The following is a 19,964-nucleotide window of genomic DNA, read 5'->3' as shown; positions in this document are numbered from 1 at the left end:
GCGCCCTTCCGCCTCATGCCCCAGCGCCTCCTGCCCGTCCCGGTTTCCCGGCGACCGGACGGACGCATCCGGCTGCGGGAGCGGCCGATGAGCGTCTGGGGCAAATTGGGCGGCCTGGGGCTTGGCGCGGTGCTCGGCGGACCGCTTGGGGCGCTGGTTGGCGCCGCCACGGGCCACGTGCTGCTCGACCGGAGCGACAGCCCCGGCGCCCAGGCCTGGGCCGCCACCGGACGGTTTCTGGAGAGCACCGGGCTGTTCGCACCGGGCGGAATTTTCGGGCCGCCGCCGCCGGAGGTGGTTTACGCCACCGGCCTCGTCGCCCTGTGCGCGAAGATGGCGCGGGTCGACGGGGTGGTTACCCACAACGAAATCGCCGCCTTCCGCCGCATCATCGACGTGCCGGCGGAGGATCTGCCGCGCGTCGAGCGCCTGTTCAATCTCGCCCGCCAGACCATCCACGGTTTCGACGCTTACGCCCGCCAGCTCGCCGACCATTTCGCCGACAACCGGCCGTTGCTGGAAAGCGTGCTGGACGCGCTGTTCGAGATTGCCCGCGCCGACCACGCCATCCATGAAGCGGAACTGGCGTTTCTGGAGGAAGTGGGGCGCATTTTCGGCTTCAGCCACGACGAGTTCGTCGCCATCCAGGCCAATCACATGGCCATGCCGGACGATCCCTGGCGCATCCTCGGCGCCCGCCGCGACATGAGCGACGCGGAACTGCTGCAGTGCTACCGCCGGCAGATCGCCGAGCATCACCCGGACCGGCTGATCGCCGCCGGCATGCCGCAGGAGGCGATCGTCGTCGCCAACGACCGCGCCGCCGCCATCAATGACGCCTTCGCCCGCATCCGCGCCCTGCGCGGCGGCAAAAGCGCTGACGCCGCCTGACATCGCCGGCAACGGGTTGAGCTTTGCCGGCGTTCAGGTGAAACAGGCGCAACCTCTGCGGGCCGCCGGTCGCGCCGCGGCTCGCCGCGCACGGCGGATTGGCAGGGGTCTTGTTTGCAGCAGCCTTGTTTGCAGAGGCCTTGTTTGCAGGAGTGTTCATGTCCCGACTGGAACCTGACAGCCCGGTCGCCGCCAGGGTGTTTCCCTCGCCAAACCACGGTGAACGCACGGGCGGCCAGGCGCCGCGCCTGCTGATCCTGCACTACACCGGCATGCCGGACGCCGGCGAGGCGCTGCAACGGCTGTGCAATCCGGTGGCGGAAGTCTCGGCGCATTATTTCGTTTTCGAAAACGGCCATGTGGTCCAGATGGTTCCTGAGGCGCGGCGGGCCTGGCACGCCGGCGCCAGCTTCTGGAATGGCGTGACCGACGTGAACTCCGCCTCCATCGGCGTCGAGATCGCCAACGCCGGCCATCCAGGCGGCCTGCCGCCCTACCCGGACGCGCAGATCGCCGCGGTGACGCGCCTTGCCCAGGACATCATCCAGCGCTGGTCGATCCTGCCCGGGAACGTGCTGGCCCACTCGGACGTGGCGCCCCTGCGCAAGGAAGACCCCGGCGAGCTGTTTCCGTGGGAGCGCCTCGCCCAGGCTGGCGTCGGCCACTGGGTCCGCCCGGCCCCGGTCAGCGGCGGACGTTTCCTCAGCCCTGGCGAGAGCGGCCCGCCGGTCGAGGCGCTGCAGGCAATGCTGGCGCTTTACGGCTATGGCGTTGACATGAACGGCGACTATGACGCCAGCACCGAGGCGGCGGTGCGCGCCTTCCAGCGGCATTTCCGGCCAGAGCTGGTGGACGGCGTCGCAGACGCATCCACCATCACCACCCTGCGCGACCTCATCGCCAGCCGGCAGGGTCCGCTGGTGGCCTGACCGGCCCTCGCCTTGCGGAGCTGGCGGCCGGGGCGTATCTACATTTTGTGAGTTAGCGCTAACTCACGACAGTCCGGGGAGTGCCCTGCCTGATGGTCAGGGCTGAGATGGCGCGACGCCAAATCCTTTGAACCTGATCCGGCTGGCGCCGGGCCGGAGAGTGGAGACCGCTTTCCGGGCTGATCCGGCGCCGACTCAAGGCACGGGACATTCCTGGACGCTTTCCCGGCGTCCAGGAATGTCCCGCATCGGCGGAGGGACGGCATGACCACAGCGAACACCCACCTTCCAGACACGCTCCGTGATGCGCCCACCGTCTCGGTGGTCGGCGCCGGCGTCGCCGGAAGCTGGTGCGCGCTGGCGCTGGCGCAGGCGGGCTGCGCCGTCGCCCTGTATGATCAGGGGGCCGGCGATCTGGCCGGCGCCACCAGCTACTGGGCTGGCGGCATGCTGGCGCCCGATTGCGAGGCCGAGGTTTCCGAGCCGCTGGTGATGCGCCTTGGCCACCGCTCCCTCGCCCTGTGGCGCGCGGCGTTTCCCGATGCGGCGTTCCACGGCTCGCTGATTGTCGCCCACCCGCGCGACCGCGCCGATTTCGAGCGCTTCGCCCGCATCACCCCCGGTCACGAGCGGGTTGACGCTGCGGAGATCGCCGCGCTGGAGCCGGCGCTGGAAGGCCGGTTTCGCGATGGTCTGTTCTTCCCTGCGGAAGGGCATGTGGAGCCGCGCCGGGTGGTGCCGGCGATCCACGAGCGGCTGCGGGCGCTGGGCGTCAGCCTGCGCCTCGGCGCGCCGGTCGACCCGGACAGCCTGGACGGCCTGGTGATCGATTGCCGGGGCATGGCGGCGCGCGACGCCCTGCCCGCCCTGCGCGGCGTCAAGGGCGAGGTGGTCACCATCGAGACGCCGGAAATCAGCCTCACCCGCCCGGTGCGCCTGCTGCATCCGCGCTGGCCGCTCTATGTGATCCCGCGCCCCAACAACCGATTCGTCATCGGCGCCTCCACCATCGAGAGCGAGGATGACCGCATCTCCGTCCGCTCGGCGCTCGAATTGATGAGCGCCGCCTTCGCCATCCATCCGGCCTTCGGCGAGGCGCGCATCGTCGAAATGGGCGCGGGACTCCGGCCGGCGTTTCCGGACCATGCGCCGCGCGTCACCGTCGCCGGCCGCATCGCCCGCGTCAACGGCCTCTACCGGCACGGCTTCCTGATGGCCCCGGCCATCGCTGAAGCTGTGACCCGCTGGATCGTCGACGGCGTGCGGGATGACGAACTGTTTCATATGGCGGGCCGCGCGACCGCGGCCCCGGCGCTTGAGGAGGCGACGCCATGAACGACAACCTGATGACCGACGCGCCCGTCCTCAGGCTCACCGTCAATGGCGAAGGCCAGCAGGTGGCCGCCGCCAGCGTGCGGGCGCTGCTCGAGGCCCTGGGCTATGACGGCGAATTCATCGCCGTCGCCGTCAACCAGTCGGTGGTTTCGCGCGGACGGTGGGGTGAGGATTTGCTGCGCGACGGCGACGACATCGAAATCGTCTCGCCGCGACAGGGTGGATGACCAGCATGCTGAAACTGTATGGCGAGGACATCGCCTCCCGACTGATGATCGGCACGGCGCTGTATCCCTCCCCCGCCGTCATGCAGGCGGCGGTGCGCGCCTCGGGCGCCGGCATCCTCACCGTGTCGGTGCGGCGCGAGACGGCGGGCGGAGCCACCGGCGACAGTTTCTGGGCGCTGATCCGCGAGCTGGGGCTGAAAATCCTGCCCAACACCGCCGGCTGTCGCACGGTGCGCGAGGCGGTCACCACCGCCCGGCTCGCCCGCGAACTGTTCGGAACTCCCTGGATCAAGCTGGAGGTTGTCGGCGACGACGACACCCTGCAACCGGACGTGGTGGCGCTGGTCGAGGCCGCCGACATCCTGATCCGCGACGGTTTCCAGGTGTTTCCCTATTGCACCGAGGACCTGACCGTTGCGACCCGGCTGGTCGACGCCGGCTGCCAGGTGGTGATGCCCTGGGCCGCGCCTATCGGCAGCGCCAAAGGCATCGTCAACCCGGGCCCGCTGACCCTGCTGCGCAACCGTTTTCCGGATATCGCCCTGGTGGTCGACGCCGGCCTCGGCGCGCCCTCACACGCCGCCCACGCCATGGAGCTGGGTTATGACGCGGTGCTGCTCAACACGGCGGTGGCGAAGGCCGGCGACCCGGTGGCCATGGCCCGCGCCTTCGGCCAGGCGGTGGAGGCCGGCCGCGCCGCGTGGGAAGCCGGCCTGATGCCCCCGCGCGATTTCGCCTCTCCGTCAACGCCTGTTCCAGGGACGCCGTTCTGGCATGCTGCAAACTCCTGACCGTTTTTATCCCATCGTCGACAGCGTCGCCTGGGTCGATCGCCTCGTGCGCTGCGGCGTGCGCACGGTGCAGCTCCGCGCCAAGGAGCTGGATCACGCCGACGCGGTGGCGATGATCCGCGCCGCGCTGGCGATCACCCTGCCCGCCGACGTGCAGCTGATCGTCAACGACTACTGGCAGGCGGCCATCGACGCCGGCGCCGGCCATTTGCACCTGGGCCAGGAAGACCTGGCCGAGGCCGACCTCACCGCCATTCGCAACGCCGGGCTGACGCTGGGCGTCTCCACCCATGACGAAGCGGAGCTGGAGACGGCGCTCGCGGCAAGGCCCGACTATGTGGCGCTCGGCCCGATCTGGCCCACCACCCTGAAAGTCATGCGCTTTGCACCACAGGGGCTGGAGCGGATCAGCGAGTGGAAACGCAGGCTTGGCGCGACGCCGCTGATCGCCATCGGCGGCGTCACCCTGGAGCGCGCCCCGGACGTTTTCGCCGCCGGCGCCGACTCCATCGCCGTGGTCAGCGACGTCACCATGAACGCCGATCCGGAAGCGCGCGTCGCCGCCTGGCTGGCGTTTGCCGGTCACGGCGCCTGACGCGTCCGCCCCGCACTGGACGAAACGGACCAGCCGGGCTGCGGCTGGCTCTCCGCGGCGCATGGGCCGGCATTCTGATCCTGGACATCGGCAACGTTTGCCGGCCCTGAGCGTTTTCCAGGGCGGCGGCTGACGCGCGGGACGCGTCCATTCAGCGGACGTGTGTCCAGACGCAGGGGCGCAGGAGCGAACCCGATTCGGTCGGAGCACATTCCGCCCCTGGAGGTCCGGGGAGCCGGGGAGCCAAATCGGCAAATCATTACCCGCGTATGAATCGTTTGTATTTTTCACGACGACGGATTGTCGCACGACTCCGGTATCCACAGCGCATTTTGGCGGCGCGCCGGATTGCTGCGCGTTGCTTGCCCATAACGTCCCCAGATCATGGGAGATGCGGGCCGCAGCCGACCAATATTGCATTATCAAGTATTCATGCGCTCACATGAAATACCCCCTCCAGCACAGCCGAACCCGCGCCTGGAGGAATATAGTCAAGCAATGTGCATTCATGCCACAGCTTCACCGTTGCAGGTGAAACCGTGCGCCACATTGTGGTCACGACCCGCCATTTTCTGGCGCGATCCGCAACAACAAAGGACGGATCGTTGCTATCCAGGAAACAAGTATTTGCCGCCACCCTGGTCGGGTTCGCAGCTTTCACCACATCAGCAGCATTCGCAGATACACCTTCATCCAGCCAATCCGGCCAGCATGGCGTCGCCAGCTGGTATGGACCCGGCTTCTACGGTCGCAAGACCGCCAGCGGCGAGCGTTTCACGGGCAAGGCCCTCACCGCCGCGCATCGCACCCTTCCCTTCGGCTCCATGGTTCGCGTCACCGACAAGCGTTCCGGCCGTTCCATCGTGGTCCGCATCAATGACCGCGGCCCCTTCAAGCGCGGCCGGGTGATTGATCTGTCCGCCGCTGCGGCCCGCGCCCTCGGAATGGGCGGCGTCGCGCCTGTCGTGGTGACGCCGGTGGTCCGCACCGCCGCCAACGAAGCCCAGACATCCAACCGTTAACATCCGGATTTTGTTCCCCGCGCCCCTCCGGCGCACACGGAATCCAGACGCGAAAACGCCGCCCGCGTGTTGCTTGAGGGCGGCGTTTCGATTCATGGACCGCGGGCGTCCGCCTGGCGGATGCGCGGCGACCCGAAGATGTGTCTGGCCGGAAGCTGTTCAGGCGGCGCTTTTCGCGTAGGCGGCCGGGTCGTAATTCAGCACCGGCGCCAACCAGCGCTCCACTTCCGCGAGGTCCATGCCCTTGCGCCGGGCGTAGTCCTCGGCCTGATCGCGCTCCACCTTGGCGACGCCGAAATAATAGGCCTCAGGGCACGACAGATAGAGCCCCGACACCGAGGCGCCTGGCCACATGGCGTAGCTCTCGGTGAGCTTCACGCCAATGCGCTTCTCCACCTGCAACAGGTCGAACAGCGTCGCCTTCTCGGTATGGTCCGGCTGGGCCGGATAGCCCGGCGCGGGGCGGATGCCGTCGTATGTCTCGGCGATCAGCTCGTCATTGCTCAGGTTCTCGCCCGGCGCATAGCCCCAGAACTCGGCGCGCACCCGCTGGTGCATGCGCTCGGCGAAGGCTTCGGCGATGCGGTCGGCCAGCGCCTTGACCATGATCGACGAATAATCGTCGTTGGCGCCCTCGAAGCGTCTGGCGATGCGATCTTCCTCCGGGCCGGCGGTGACGACGAATCCGCCCACATAATCCGGCTTGCCGACGCCTTCCGGCGCGACAAAATCGGCCAGCGCCAGGTTGGGGCGGCCATCGCGCTTGCTGAGTTGCTGACGCAAGGTGAAGAAGGTCGCCAGCGTCTCCTGACGGCTCTCGCCGGTATAAAGGCGGATGTCGTCGCCCACCGCGTTGGCCGGCCAGAAGCCGATCACCGCCCTCGGCGTGAACCAGCGCTCATCGACAATGCGCTTCAGCATGGCCTGGGCGTCCGCATAGAGCTGACGCGCCGCCTCGCCTTGTCTGGCGTCCTCCAGGATCGCCGGGAAGCGCCCCTTCAGCTCCCAGGTCTGGAAGAACGGCGTCCAGTCGATATAGGGAACCAGCTCGGCCACGTCGTAGCTGCGGAACACCCGTTCGCCGAGGAACGTCGGCTTCGGCGGCGTCAGCGCCGCCCAATCGACCTTCATGGCGTTGTCGCGCGCCTTCGCCAGCGGCAGGCGCTGCTTCTCCGCCTCGGCCCGGGCGTGCCCGGCCGCCACCTTCTCGTACTCGGCCCGCACGCCCGCCACATAGTCCGTCGCCTGCATGTCAGAGAGCAGGCTGGAGACCACGCCGACGGCGCGGCTGGCGTCAGCGACATAGACCGCCTGGTTGCGATGGTAATTGGGATGGATCTTCACCGCCGTATGCACGCGGCTGGTGGTCGCTCCGCCGATCAGCAGCGGAATGTCAAACCCCTCGCGCTCCATCTCCGAAGCCACATGCACCATCTCGTCAAGCGAGGGGGTGATCAGCCCGGAGAGGCCGATGACGTCCACCCGCTCCTTGCGGGCGACATCAAGGATCTTGGCTGCCGGCACCATGACGCCGAGGTCGATCACCTCGTAATTGTTGCAGGCCAGCACGACGCCGACGATGTTCTTGCCGATGTCATGCACGTCGCCCTTCACGGTGGCCATCAGCACCTTGCCGGCGCTGCTGTGGCCATCGCCGCCCGCCGCCTTCTCCGCGTCCATGAACGGCATCAGCCAAGCCACCGCCTGCTTCATGACACGGGCAGACTTCACCACCTGGGGCAGGAACATCTTGCCGGCGCCGAACAGGTCGCCAACCACCCCCATGCCGGCCATCAGCGGCCCCTCGATCACGTCGAGCGGGCGGGCGGCGCCGAGGCGCGCCTCCTCGGTGTCGGCGTCGATATATTCAGTGACGCCGTTGACGAGGGCGTGCTCCAGCCGCTTCTCCACCGGCCAGGTGCGCCAGGTCAGATCGGCCTCACGCGCCTGGCGGCCGGCGCCGCCACGGAACTTCTCCGCCACGTCCATCAGCCGTTCGGTGGCGTCAGGACGGCGGTTCAGCACCACGTCCTCGCAGGCCTCGCGCAAGTCCGGATCGATCTCGTCGTAGACGGCGAGCTGGCCGGCGTTGACGATGCCCATGTCCATACCGGCGCGGATGGCGTGCAGCAGGAACACCGCATGCATCGCCTCGCGCACCGGCTCGTTGCCGCGGAAGGAGAACGACAGATTGGAAACGCCCCCGGAAATATGGGCGTGCGGCAGGGTCTGACGGATGCGCTGCGTCGCCTGGATGAAGTCGACGCCGTAGTTGTTGTGCTCCTCGATGCCCGTCGCCACGGCGAAGATGTTGGGATCGAAGATGATGTCCTCGGGCGGGAAGCCGACCTGTTCGGTGAGGATTTTGTAGGCGCGCGCGGTGATCTCCACCTTGCGCTGCGCCGTATCGGCCTGGCCCTGCTCGTCGAAGGCCATCACCACCACGGCGGCGCCATAGGCGCGGACGATGCGCGCCTCGTGAATGAACTTCTCCTCGCCTTCCTTCAGCGAGATCGAGTTGACGATGCCCTTGCCCTGCAGGCACTTCAGTCCGGCTTCGATCACCTCGAACTTGGAGGAATCGACCATCACCGGCACGCGGGCGATGTCCGGCTCGGCGGCGACCAGATTGAGGAAGTCGGTCATCACCTGCTGCGAATCGAGCAGGCCCTCGTCCATGTTGACGTCGATGATCTGGGCGCCATTGGCCACCTGATCGCGCGCCACGTCGAGCGCGGCGGCGTAGTCGCCGGCGGTGATCAGTTTGCGGAACTTCGCCGAGCCGGTGACATTGGTGCGCTCGCCGATGTTCACGAACGGAATGTCGTCGGTGAGGGTGAATGGCTCCAGCCCCGACAGCCGCAGGCGCGGCTCCACCTCCGGCGCGACGCGCGGCGCCTTGCCGGCCACCGCTCCGGCGATGGCGGCGATATGCGCCGGCGTCGTGCCGCAGCAGCCGCCCACCACGTTGACCAGGCCGGAGGCGGCGAACTCGCCGACCAGCGTCGCCATGGCCTCAGGGCTCTCGTCATACAGGCCGAATTCGTTGGGCAGGCCAGCGTTGGGATAGGCGCAGACCAGCGTATCGGCGACCCGCGACAGCTCCTGGATGTGGGCGCGCATTTCCCGGGCGCCAAGGGCGCAGTTGAGACCGATGCTGAAAGGCCGGGCGTGGTGCAGCGAATTCCAGAAGGCCTCCGGCGTCTGGCCGGACAGGGTGCGGCCAGAGAGATCGGTGATGGTGCCGGAGATCATCAGCGGCAGGCGCACGCCCTTCTCCGCAAAGACCTGCCCCGCCGCCACCACCGCCGCCTTGGCGTTCAGCGTGTCGAAGATTGTCTCGATCAGGATGATGTGCGACCCGCCGTCGACCAGCCCCCGGATCTGCTCGGCGTAGGCGTCGCGCACCTCGTCGAAGCTGACGGCCCGGTAACCCGGATTGTTGACGTCCGGCGAGATCGACAGGGTGCGGTTGGTCGGCCCCACGGCGCCGGCGACGAAGCGCGGGCGGCCATCGCGGCGCTCCGCCTCCTGAGCCGCCTCGCGCGCCAGCCGCGCGCCTTCGCGGTTCAGCTCATAGACGATGGCTTCAAGGCCATAATCGGCCTGGGCGATCGCCGTGCCCGAGAAGGTGTTGGTCTCGACGATGTCGGCGCCGGCCATGAAATATTCGAGGTGAATCTCACGAATGGCGTCGGGCTGGGTCAGGATCAGCAGGTCGTTGTTGCCGCGCAGATCGTGGCCATGGTCGCGGAACCGATCGCCGCGAAAATCCTCCTCCGAGAACTTCCGTCCCTGGATCATCGTGCCCATGGCGCCGTCGAGCACCAGGATGCGCTCGCGGGCGGCGGCGTCCAGGGCGGCGCGCACGGCGTCGCCATCGGCCGGGCTGGCGGCGGTGGAATTGATCGGCAGGGTCGTGGTCTGGGTCATGGCTTGATCCGGTTGCGCGAAAAGCGCCGGCTGGAGCAACGGGCAAACACCGGCAGGCTGCCGGAGGCCGGCCGCGCCGTCGGGCTGGCGCACCTTTCCAGCGAGGCGAACATCGCCCGGCGTGAAAAAGTGCATTTACTCAAATAGATAGGGCGACACTCCGGTTCAGCATGAACCGGTTTCGCCCTGGCATCAATCGCCCCCGGCAGCCGGCCGGTCGCCCGGGGACAGGGCTGGCGTCAGTCCGCCTGCTGGCCGGGTGCTCCGGCGGCCGGGCGCAAGCCCAGCAGATGGCAAACCGCATAAACCAGGTCGGCCCGGTTCATGGTGTAGAAATGGAGATCGGCGACGCCGCGATCAATCAGCTCCGCCGCCTGCTCGCTCACCACGGCGGAGGCGATCAGCCGCCGGGTTTCCGGGTCATCGTCCAGTCCCTCGAAGCGCTGCGCCAGCCAGCCCGGCACGCTGGCGCCGGTGCGGGCGGCGAAGCTGGCCGCCTGGGTGAAGTTCTGCACCGGCAGCAGCCCGGGCACGATCGGAATATCGACGCCGCGCGCCCGCGCCCGGTCGAGGAAGCGGAAGTAGACGTCGTTATCGAAGAAGAACTGGGTGATGGCCCGCGTGGCGCCCGCGTCGATCTTGCGCTTCAGCATGTCGATGTCAGCGTCGAGATCAGGGCTTTCCGGATGCTTTTCCGGATAGGCCGACACCGACACCTCAAAGTCGCCGATGGCGCGGATGCCAGCCACCAGATCTGCTGAAGACTGATATCCCTGCGGATGGGCGTGGAAGGCGTGACCAGGCCCCTCGATGGCGTCGCCGCGCAGCGCCACGATGTGGCGCACGCCGGCGGCGTGATAGCCGCGGATCACCTCATCCACCTCATCGCGCGAGGCCGCGACGCAGGTGAGATGCGCGGCCGGCGTCAGCGCCGTTTCATCGACGATGCGCTTCACCGTGGCGTGGGTGCGCTCACGGGTGGAGCCGCCGGCGCCATAGGTGACGGAAACGAAATGCGGCTGCATCGGCTCCAGCCGCCGGATGGCGCTCCACAGCTGCTCCTCCATGGCCGGCGTTTTCGGCGGAAAGAACTCGAATGAGGCGCGCGGGACGCGGAGGCTGTCGCGGCTCGGACGGAACCCCTGGCGAACCACGTCGCGCGTCTCTTCTCGTGTTCCCTGGGCAATCATCATGCAACCCCTGAATTCTGGCCGTCCGGCGACCAGTCGGTAATGACGCGCGGATCGCGGGCCAGCCACAGCACGACCGTCAGGCCGTCCCCGCCGCTTCCGGCGCAGCCTGCCTTCGCCGCGTCTGGCCCATCGGTGGGCAAACGCACGCTCTGTCGCGGCTCAAGCCCGGCGGCGGTGAACCACGCCGCCATCTGCGCATCGTCAAATCCCAACCGCCGGTGCTGGTGCCCGGTGCGGAGAAACTCGTGCTCGTGCGTGGCGAAATCGACCGCGAGCAGCCGCCCGCCCGGCGCCAGCGCCGAGGCGGCCTCGCGCAGGGCGCGGCCGGGGTCGTCGAGAAAATGCAGCACCTGGTGCACCACCACCAGGTCGAAGGCGCCGCGCTCCACATCAAGGGCGTTGATGTCGCCCTGGCGCAGTTCGGCGCGGGTAACGCCCGCCCGCTCCAGATTGGCGCGCGCCACCTGCAACATGGCCGGGCTGGCGTCGACGCCGACGAGACGTTGCGCCTGCGGCGCCAGCAATTGCAACATGCGCCCGGTGCCCGCGCCAAGGTCGAGCAGGGCGCGCACCGGCGCCGGGCCGACCAGATCGCGGATCGCCTGCTCCACCGCCGCTTCCGGCGCGTGCAACGAGCGCAACTGGTCCCATTCCGGCGCGATGCGCGCAAACCAGGCGCCGGCGGCGCGGGCGCGCTCCTCGCGCACCTGGGCGAGACGTTCGAGATCGCGGGCGAGCAGCGCGTCGTCCTGTGGCAGGGCGTCGACCAGCGCCCGCAGCGGCGCAGGCAGGCCGCCGCCGCCGGCGAGGCGGAAAAATGCCCAGGCGCCCTCGCGCCGCCGCTCCACCAGGCCAGCCTCGCACAACAGGCGCAAATGGCGGGAAATGCGCGGCTGCGACTGGCCGAGAATGTCGGTGAGATCGGAGACGCTGAACTCGCCCCGGGCGAGCAGATACAGAATGCGCAGGCGCGTTTCTTCCGCCGCCGCCTTCAGCGCGGCCAGAATGGCGTCAAACGAGACGTTGTCGACGACGGACACGCGCAACCCCACGAAGGAAACCGGGACGCGCACACGGCCCCGGCGCTGAAATCAGCGTTGCCGAATAGATATAAACATATCTTTATATGGTCAAGCGACAAATGCGCCCGAGCCTGGGGCGGTTATTTCACCAGACAGAAGCCTGATCGGTCAGAATTCGCGCAAAACGGGAAATCATGGGCATTTTCCGATCCGCATGGACCGGAAAATGCGCTATCGCGTCGCCGCCGCCGTTCGCGAAATCGGCAGCTTGCTGTTGCGGCGCACGGCGATCAGCAGCACGCCGCCAAGGGCGATGGACGAGCCCAGCACCGTGCTGACGGTGAGCCGGTCGCCCGTCATCGCCATGCCGAGGGCGATGGTGAACAGCGGGCACATCAGGGTGAGCGGCGCGATCAGGCTGGCCTCGTACTTCTTGATGAGGCCATAATAGGTGGTGTGAGCGCAGACCGAGACGACAAGGGCGGCGAACATCACGGCGAAGAAAAGCATCCAGCCGCCATTGATCGCCCGCGGCATCACCTGATCCTCGAGCAGCAGCGTGCCGAACGCCAGCGGAATGGCGCTGACCAGCCCCACCCACGCCTGGAACTGCAGCGGCCGCACCCTGGACATCTGCCGCATCATGATGGCGCCGACGGAGGAGCACACCGCCGCCGCGGCGACGAAGGCCAGTCCCGTCGAGGCGCTGACGCCGCGCGGGTCCCACATCACCAGCATGGTGCCGCTAAACGCCAGCAGAATGCCCAGCCTGCGCCGCCAGCCGATAACCTCGCCGAGCACAATGACGGACAGGATGGTGGTGATCGGCACGCCAAGCTGGCTGACGATGGCGGTGGCCGAAGGCGTCGCAGTCTCCAGGCCGATGAACACCAGCGCGAAGCTGCCCGCGCCCATGCACAGCCCGACAAGAATGATGCGCCACAATGGTTTTGGAACAGGCAGCAGCCAGGGCGCGCACACCAGCGCCACCACCATGAAACGCGCGGCGGCATAGAACAGCGGCGGCGCGTTCAACTCCGAGATCACCACCTTGCTGAGCACCGTGCTGAACGCCCAGGCCAGGCAAATCAGCACGAGAAGGACAAAATCGCGGATATTCATGGAAAGACCTGGGCGGATGACCTGACAGCGGTCGCGGCCACGTGTGACGACCGTCCCGGCGCGGACGGACTGTCGTCACATCTTGTTGAAGGAAACTGCAGGCTGGCTGGATCGGCAACCGGTCCAGATTTTCCTGTTTCGAACGAATTCTGATCGACCAGACAGCGCTGCCTAGCCGGACAGCGCTCTAACCCCGACGCTACGGCCCGGCAATGACATATTGGGCGCATCGCCCAATTTTGCATGACTGCGGGACAATGATATGTCCGCGACGCATCACGACCAGCGTTGGCATGCAATTTGCTCAAACAAACGCCCAATTACCGACCCAAATCCGGGTCAGGTTGTGACGATGCGCTTTCTCGCCTCGGGCTGGATCGCATTTTTTCGGGATCGGTCGACGCCTGGGCCTGTCAGGCCTGACGCCAACGCCGGAATCACAGGGACCCAGCAATGCGCCCGGAAACCTCCGACACCACTGGCATGCGGCGGCAGGCAACAGGGGCTTCGCCGGTTGAGTTGCAGGCGCGCGCCGACGCGCAGCTGGAGGCCGCCGCGCCTCCCGCCTCCAGGCGGGTTGAAACCATCGACATGTGGCGCGGGCTCGTGCTGGTGGTGATTTTCATCAATCACGTGCCCGGCAATCTGCTCGAACACCTGACCATGAAGAACTTCGGCTTCTCCGATTCCGCCGAAGCCTTCGTCTTCGTCTCCGGTCTGGCCGTCGCCCTCGCCTACTTCCCGAAACTGAACGCTGGCGACTGGTTCGGCACGGCGCGACGCTGCGTCAAACGCGCCGTCAAGCTCTATGGCGTGCACCTGCTGCTCACGCTGGCGGCGCTGGTGATGTTCGGCCAGGCATTCCTCGCCACCGGCATCACCGAACTGGCCACCAACCATGGTCGCGACATCAGCTTCATGGAGCCGGCGCGGGCCCTGGCCGGACTGGCGCTGCTCAGTCACCAGATCGGCTACTTCAATATCCTGCCGCTGTACATCCTGCTGATGCTGGTGGCGGTTCCGCTACTGATGCTGGCCTGGGTGCGGCCCGTACTGGCGCTGGCGATCTCCATCGCGGTTTACGCCTGGTCGCGTTTCAGCGATTTCGGCCTGCCAACCTGGCCCATTGAAGGCCGCTGGTTTTTCGATCCGCTGGGCTGGCAACTGCTGTTCACCGTTGGCATCGTTTGCGGCGTGGTGTGGCGCGGCCGCAAGCTGCCATTCTCGCCCACCCTGTTCGGCCTCTCGATCGCCTGGCTGCTGATCAGCCTGATCGTGGTCACCAACGGCTTCGGCCAGTCCCCTGGACTATATGATGAGGCGCGCGCCTGGGCCGATCTCAGCAAGACCGATCTCGGCCTCGGCCGCATGTTCCACTTCCTGGCTCTGGCCTATGTGCTGTCCCAGATGCGGGTTGGCGAAGCCATCCTGCGCCTGCCTGGCGCCGACAAGCTCACCCTGATGGGGCGTCACGGCCTGGCGGTGTTCGCCGCCGGTTCGCTGGCCAGCGCGCTCGGACAGATTCTGCTTGCAGTCAGCCATGGTTCGCCCATTGTGGGCGTCGTCTATGTCGTCGCGGGTATTGCCGGTCTCGTGACCTTTGCAAGTTGTCTTGAATGGTTTTCAACCGCACGCTCACAGCGGGGCAGCGCCCGTCAGTCCCATGCACCCGGCGACGCCAGCCAGCACAATGGCGCCGAAGCCTGATTCTCGCCCTCTCCGCAGGCTATCTGATGACATTCACGGCGCTGTCGTGTGCGCGCGCCGGCGAAGCAGGTGCGGGGCCGCCGGTGATGACGGCCGCGGCCGGCGACGCCATGATGGCGCCGCCGAAGCCCGCCGCCCTGGCGCCGTCGGCGCCTGGAGGCGACGCCCTGAAATCCGGTGAATCACAGGAGCGCGGAGGCATTGAGCGGAAGATTCCGGAGATGTCCCATGGCGACGCGCCGGCGCGCCCCATGATGCGCCCCCGCCTCAGCGCGCCGGATTGCGTCTCGGCCCGCCCGTTGCTGGCGACGTCCGGCACGTTGCGGCACACCGGCCAGCGGCTGGCCGAAGGCAGGCCGCTGCGCATTCTCGCCATCGGCTCCTCCACGACCGAGGGCGTCGGCGCCACGGCGCCGGACCGGACCTATCCAGTCCAGCTTGAAAAAGAGATCGAGCGGCTGCTGCCGCACGCCAGAGTGGACATGCGCATTTCTGGCGTCGGCGGCGAAACCGCCGTGCAGACCCTGGCCCGGCTGGAGCGTGAGCTGGCGGCGCACAATCCGGACCTGGTGATCTGGCAGGTCGGCACCAACGACGCCCTCTCGGACGTCGGCGAAGAGACCTTCAAAACCCTGCTGGACAAAGGCATTGCTTCGGTGAACGCCACCCAGGCCGACCTGGTGCTGATGAACCAGCAGTTTTTCCCGTCCATCCGTCACAAGGCCCGCTACGAACGCTTCGTCCGCATGGTGCAGGACGCCGGCCTGAAGAAGCGCGCCTGCGTCTTCAACCGCTACGCCCTGATGCGGCAATGGGGCGAGGACTCCGCCGACACACTGCGCGCCATGTTGTCGTCGGACGAGTTCCACATGAGCGATCGCGGCTACGCCTGCATGGCCCGGGTGCTGGCCGATGAAATCGTCCGCGCCGCCTGGCAGGATCACGTCGACACCAGCGCCATGTAGCGCCGCCGGACACCCTGCCCGTCACGCTCCGGCTTGCGCATGGCGCTACAGATCGTGGGGCTTCAGGTTACAGGCGCTCCAACTCGCGAACGCCCCAGGCCATATCTGCGGGGCGATGCGGTTGCATCAGCAGATGAGCCCGGCGCGAACCTCCCGCTCAAGCCCGTCGATCAGGGCGTCGCCCCTGCCAACGGAAAGGCGCCGGATGCGCCCGGCGCCCATATCGGCAGGCGCCGGCATCGCAGCGGGCCAGGAGCCCGCCCTGTCATCGCCACCAAAGCGCCCCGCCGCGCCCACCCCGGATCGCGCAGGCGGCCGGCTGGCCGCTGCGCGATCCGCACCGCCGTCGCTGGCCTGGTCGCCGGGGCCGAGCATCTCCCGCGCAATCGGCCCGACCGGACCCAGATCCATCAGCGGTATGCCGGCGTCGTGAGAAACGTAACTCATGGCCGCGTCCAGCGCGCCTTCGCCGGAACCGTTGACAAGGCCCTTCCCACTCAGACGCACCGAGGCCGTCCGGCCAATCCCCCCGCCGCCCAGGCCCGAGATCCAGTTGAAGGCATAGGGATGGAAACCGTAGCCGACAGCGGCTCCGTTGCGGCCCCCAACCTGACGATTAAAGAGATCGACGGACAGGGCCGGCCCGTCGAGCCTGAACAGGCCGCCACAGAAATGCTGGAGCCCGCCGCCGCCGGGAAACGGCAGATGCGTAATCAGGTCCCACTGCTTCGTCCTGGCGTTCCAGCGAAATTCAAGGGAGAAGTTCTCGAAATCGAGATAGCTACCCGCCCCGCGCCCTGGATAAAACATCAGACCATAGTCTTTCATTGACGCGACCACTCCAGCACGCTGACAGCTATAAATGCACAATTATGAGTTATCCTCCAGCAACCTTGGGGTTGCATAAACACTATACATATGCCCTAAACAGCCTCTACCGCGCCATCGTGCAATAATTTCTCATAGAGATTTGAGAGCTTTGCCCTCTCGCGCGCTCCAGCCACCGGCAAATCGTCCCGGACTTCGTGCTCGGCAATCGGTCCATGGAACCGGACCGGCGCGGCGACGCGCCCTGACTGAATGACAGGCCCGTTCACCATATACGCCCGCAGCCAGCGCCGGACCGGGACGCTGCCCTCAATCTCGTCAAGGGGGAATGGGGGGAAGCGATGAGAAATTCGCGCTCCGCACGACCCCGCGATAGGCCAGCACAGGCATGTCCCCCAGTTTTTCCGAGACCTCCTGGGCAAAGGAACGCCGCAGCAGCGCATCCGATCCGCCGTGACAGGAAACGAGGTGAACGCCCCGAAACCACGTCTCCCGCCGCAGACCATCAACAAGCGTCGCAATGTCCCCGGCGTCCAGCAACCGCCCGCCCACTACCATGCCCAGGGAAACGCCGTCCCCACCGGGCGCTCCATGCGCCGTCAGGTTCAGCCAGGGCTCGCCATGGTCCCAGCCGACGAAGCCGAAAGCGTCGGTCTCTCCATCCGATATCGCGTGGAACACCATGCGCGGCGTCTGGCGCCCGGGCCACGCGGCCCCGCTGAACGGACGTGGCGCGGGCCGTTTCCTGAACCAGTCCATCCAGCGCATGATGCGCCCTTTCGCCATTTGGCCCGTTGCTGTGCAGTCATGGCGCGGTCCTGCCTGAACAGCAGCCTGGCCGACCTGCATTCGCTCAGAACGAACGGGGGTATGCGCAGTCTCCAATCCACCTGGATCTGAAACTGTCCCGAACAACCCGCACGGATGATCATGCCATTGTCATGCGCGACGCGGGCGTCATTTCGCAAGGCGCCCGGCCTTACGTCAGATTACGAAACCGCAAACGCATCCATGACCTGAAAACCTCAAAGGCCACCCCAAGTTTTACCCAAATCCGGTGAGCCGAGCCAGTCGGGTTTGGGTGTTACTCAGACTCCCTGACCAGTTCCCCCTGCCCGACCGTGAAGGCCCGTAGCCGCAATTTGCTGCGATGGTCGCCGGCGCCGTGCTGGCCATCGGGCATGTGGCCACGAAAGTAAGCCTTCTGCCAGCCAGCGCGGGCCATATCCGGATCTCCCTGTTTCAGGCCATCGTTAAAGGCGTCCCGCTCGCGCGCCCAGCGCCGGTATGAGCTGTTGAGATCGCCGTCTTGCTGGATCGCCTCGAACGCCGGACACACCGCCTCCAGCGCGCCGCGCGCCACGGGAAAGAAGTGGCACACCGGCTCGTCGACCTCGAAGACCACCGGATGGCCAGGCCGGGTGAACAGCCAGTTCATGGTGAAGGTGTAAGGCGCCCAGTCCGTCTCGATCACGCCAGTCAGCGGCGCGATCCCGTCCTTCGGCCGGTTGAGCGGTCCGGTGACGAAAATGTCGTGACCCGGCTCGGTGCGGAACAGCACCGGCACGTGAAAGGTCAGGACGCCGCTACCAAAATGGCTGACCGCCATGCTGTCGCCATCGCAACTTACCTGGATCGCCTCAGGTCCCACGCCCCCGTCCCACACCGCAGCGAGGCGCCGTCGACATAACACCTCCCAGCCATGGCAGTTGGCGATATTGAGCGGCAGACAGCGATAGGCGAAACGGTTTGGCGTGGCGTCCATCCACGCCCGTTCCAGCGGAGCCGGCCGGACGCTGATGGTCTGCCCCTCAAGAACATAGCCGGTCAGCTTCATTACCCACCCCCGCGCCAGATACACATGATTCATTTAAAATTATTATTGATTAATTGCTGAGAATATACAATTAATACATGAAATATTCTTTACAGCCCCTCACCCGGCCGCACGCCACCGAGCCTTGATCCGCGCCGCCAGCCGGGCCATGCTCCCGACGCCCTGCTTGAACGCGCCCCGTCAGGCGTGGATTTCCGCGCCTTGCGCCAGGACGTCCAGCCATGCGCCGGCGCCCGCATGGCGAATGGAAACGCATCAGGCGAGGAGCGTCATGTCAGGGAACACAGCAGGACCGGTTCGCGTCGCCGTCGCCCAGGCGGCGTCCCTGCCCACCGACACGGTTGCGACGGCCCGCAAGGCCGCGACCCTGATCCGGGAGGCAGCTCGCAAAAGCGTGCGGTTGATCGTTTTTCCAGAAGCCTTTCTTGGCGGTTACCCCAAGGGCAACTCCTTTGGCGCCCCCGTCGGCATGCGCACGCCCGAAGGGCGGGAGGCCTGGCGCAAATACTATGACGCAGCCATCGATCTGGACGGCGACGAGACGGCGATCATCGCCGAGGCGACCGCCGCCACCGGCATGTTCGTGGTCATCGGCTGCATCGAGCGCGACCTCGGCACCCTTTATTGCACCGCCCTGTTCTTCGACGGCGCCCGCGGTCTCATCGGCAAGCACCGCAAACTGATGCCCACCGCCGCCGAGCGGCTGATCTGGGGTTTTGGCGACGGTTCGACCATGCCGGTGTTCGAGACGCCCATCGGCCGCATTGGCGCGGTGATCTGCTGGGAAAATTACATGCCCGCCCTGCGCATGCACATGTATAGCCAGGGCGTCTCGATCTATTGCGCCCCCACGGCGGACGACCGTGAAACCTGGCTGCCCTCGATGCGCCACATCGCGCGCGAAGGGCGCTGTTTCGTGCTGTCCTCATGCCAGTACATCCGTCGCGAGGCCTGGCCCGAGGACTATGCCTGCGCCCTCGGCGACGCCCCAGAGACGGTGCTGTTGCGTGGCGGAAGCTGCATCGTCGATCCGCTGGGCGAGGTGCTGGCCGGACCGGCCTTCGACAGCGAAACCCTGCTCTACGCCGATATTGATCCGGCGGCGATCGCCCGCGGCAAATATGACTTCGACGTAACCGGACATTATGCGCGACCGGACATCTTCCAGCTGATTGTCGACGACCGGCCAAAGCAGGCCGTCTGCCGCCTGTCGGACCAGGCCGGCGGTTAAAGCAGTTTCGGCAAAAATAGCGCCCAATTTGCGTGAAGAAAACGCGTCGAATTAAAGAGATCTGGCGAAAACCTGGTTCAGAATGAACGAGTTCTGTTCCACAGGAACAGTTCGGGCGTTTGCTCCGGCCTCACGTCTCGCCGCGCGCAAATGCCAAACTCATCAGTCCCGCGAAGAAGCCAGCAAGTGGTCATGGCCTTGCTGGCCCCGGCCCGCAGCGCCGGATGATGGAGCTGGCGTTGCGCGCATCGCCCGCGCGCTTCCGCCAGGGGGCCGTTGATGAAGATGGATCACAGACAACACCCGCCGCTTTGGCCTGACGCATTTTGCTCGCGA

At 66.7% G+C, this 19,964-nt stretch carries 18 protein-coding genes; 11 read left to right on the top strand and 7 right to left on the bottom strand.

Translation table 11 applies throughout. The annotated features are described in order from the left end of the window. Window positions 1-87 precede the first annotated feature (87 nt). From IE243_RS00900 to IE243_RS00870, 7 genes are all read left to right on the top strand, one after another. Window positions 88-891, top strand: coding sequence for a TerB family tellurite resistance protein (locus IE243_RS00900; protein ID WP_191317464.1), 804 nt, complete (start codon window positions 88-90; stop codon window positions 889-891). 158 nt (window positions 892-1,049) lie between these two features. Beyond that, complete coding sequence (locus IE243_RS00895) at window positions 1,050-1,820, top strand: N-acetylmuramoyl-L-alanine amidase (protein WP_191317463.1); 771 nt, start codon at window positions 1,050-1,052, stop codon at window positions 1,818-1,820. A gap of 264 nt (window positions 1,821-2,084) precedes the next feature. Continuing rightward, window positions 2,085-3,155: an FAD-dependent oxidoreductase gene (locus tag IE243_RS00890; RefSeq protein ID WP_191317462.1), complete on the top strand. Its 1,071-nt coding sequence runs from the start codon at window positions 2,085-2,087 to the stop codon at window positions 3,153-3,155. After that, entirely contained in the window at window positions 3,152-3,382 is a 231-nt protein-coding gene (gene thiS / locus IE243_RS00885; RefSeq protein ID WP_244642579.1) for a sulfur carrier protein ThiS, read from the top strand. The genes IE243_RS00890 and thiS overlap by 4 nt, the downstream gene beginning before the upstream one ends. Window positions 3,383-3,387: 5 nt before the next feature. Beyond that, window positions 3,388-4,173 (top strand): thiazole synthase, encoded by a 786-nt coding sequence (locus IE243_RS00880; protein WP_191317461.1) that lies wholly within the window; start codon window positions 3,388-3,390, stop codon window positions 4,171-4,173. Further along, on the top strand, window positions 4,160-4,768 hold the full coding sequence (locus IE243_RS00875; RefSeq protein ID WP_191317885.1) for a thiamine phosphate synthase: 609 nt from the start codon (window positions 4,160-4,162) through the stop codon (window positions 4,766-4,768). The genes IE243_RS00880 and IE243_RS00875 overlap by 14 nt, the downstream gene beginning before the upstream one ends. Window positions 4,769-5,373: 605 nt before the next feature. Beyond that, window positions 5,374-5,790, top strand: a complete 417-nt coding sequence (locus tag IE243_RS00870) for a septal ring lytic transglycosylase RlpA family protein (RefSeq protein ID WP_191317460.1) — start codon at window positions 5,374-5,376, stop codon at window positions 5,788-5,790. A 159-nt stretch (window positions 5,791-5,949) separates the two neighbouring features. Here IE243_RS00870 and metH read toward each other — a convergent pair whose 3' ends face one another. Then, a complete protein-coding gene (gene metH / locus IE243_RS00865) occupies window positions 5,950-9,723 on the bottom strand; it encodes a methionine synthase (protein WP_191317459.1) in 3,774 nt (1,257 codons plus the stop codon). Window positions 9,724-9,726: 3 nt separating this feature from the next. Here metH and IE243_RS00860 point away from each other — a divergent pair, with 3 nt between their 5' ends. Continuing rightward, window positions 9,727-9,870 (top strand): hypothetical protein, encoded by a 144-nt coding sequence (locus IE243_RS00860; RefSeq protein ID WP_191317458.1) that lies wholly within the window; start codon window positions 9,727-9,729, stop codon window positions 9,868-9,870. Between the two features lie 92 nt (window positions 9,871-9,962). Here the strand turns inward: IE243_RS00860 and metF are convergent, their stop codons facing one another. From metF to IE243_RS00845, 3 genes are all read right to left on the bottom strand, one after another. Then, complete coding sequence (gene metF / locus IE243_RS00855; RefSeq protein ID WP_244642577.1) at window positions 9,963-10,916, bottom strand: methylenetetrahydrofolate reductase [NAD(P)H]; 954 nt, start codon at window positions 10,914-10,916, stop codon at window positions 9,963-9,965. Further along, window positions 10,913-11,956 (bottom strand): ArsR/SmtB family transcription factor, encoded by a 1,044-nt coding sequence (locus IE243_RS00850; protein WP_191317457.1) that lies wholly within the window; start codon window positions 11,954-11,956, stop codon window positions 10,913-10,915. The genes metF and IE243_RS00850 overlap by 4 nt, the downstream gene beginning before the upstream one ends. A gap of 213 nt (window positions 11,957-12,169) precedes the next feature. Next, window positions 12,170-13,060: a DMT family transporter gene (locus IE243_RS00845; RefSeq protein ID WP_191317456.1), complete on the bottom strand. Its 891-nt coding sequence runs from the start codon at window positions 13,058-13,060 to the stop codon at window positions 12,170-12,172. A 453-nt stretch (window positions 13,061-13,513) separates the two neighbouring features. On the opposite strand from IE243_RS00845, the gene IE243_RS00840 reads away from it, so the two are divergent. Further along, complete coding sequence (locus IE243_RS00840; protein ID WP_191317455.1) at window positions 13,514-14,767, top strand: OpgC family protein; 1,254 nt, start codon at window positions 13,514-13,516, stop codon at window positions 14,765-14,767. A gap of 26 nt (window positions 14,768-14,793) precedes the next feature. Continuing rightward, window positions 14,794-15,732 carry an SGNH/GDSL hydrolase family protein gene (locus IE243_RS00835; protein WP_191317454.1) on the top strand — a complete coding sequence of 313 codons (939 nt, stop codon included), beginning with the start codon at window positions 14,794-14,796 and terminating at the stop codon, window positions 15,730-15,732. 126 nt (window positions 15,733-15,858) lie between these two features. On the opposite strand, the gene IE243_RS00830 is transcribed toward IE243_RS00835, so the two are convergent. The 3 genes from IE243_RS00830 to IE243_RS00820 form a co-directional block, all read right to left on the bottom strand. After that, window positions 15,859-16,560 carry a hypothetical protein gene (locus tag IE243_RS00830; RefSeq protein WP_191317453.1) on the bottom strand — a complete coding sequence of 234 codons (702 nt, stop codon included), beginning with the start codon at window positions 16,558-16,560 and terminating at the stop codon, window positions 15,859-15,861. 318 nt (window positions 16,561-16,878) lie between these two features. Beyond that, window positions 16,879-17,346 (bottom strand): hypothetical protein, encoded by a 468-nt coding sequence (locus IE243_RS00825; RefSeq protein ID WP_191317452.1) that lies wholly within the window; start codon window positions 17,344-17,346, stop codon window positions 16,879-16,881. Window positions 17,347-17,644: 298 nt separating this feature from the next. Beyond that, window positions 17,645-18,430: a DUF6065 family protein gene (locus IE243_RS00820; protein WP_210319777.1), complete on the bottom strand. Its 786-nt coding sequence runs from the start codon at window positions 18,428-18,430 to the stop codon at window positions 17,645-17,647. A 238-nt stretch (window positions 18,431-18,668) separates the two neighbouring features. On the opposite strand from IE243_RS00820, the gene IE243_RS00815 reads away from it, so the two are divergent. Further along, window positions 18,669-19,628, top strand: a complete 960-nt coding sequence (locus IE243_RS00815) for a carbon-nitrogen hydrolase family protein (RefSeq protein WP_191317451.1) — start codon at window positions 18,669-18,671, stop codon at window positions 19,626-19,628. The last annotated feature ends 336 nt before the right edge of the window (window positions 19,629-19,964 follow it).

It is taken from the genome of Camelimonas fluminis, from assembly GCF_014656355.1.
Lineage (GTDB): Bacteria > Pseudomonadota > Alphaproteobacteria > Rhizobiales > Beijerinckiaceae > Camelimonas > Camelimonas fluminis.
The sequence above is the reverse complement of the archived record's forward strand: the minus strand, read 5'-3'. Positions and strand labels throughout refer to the sequence as shown.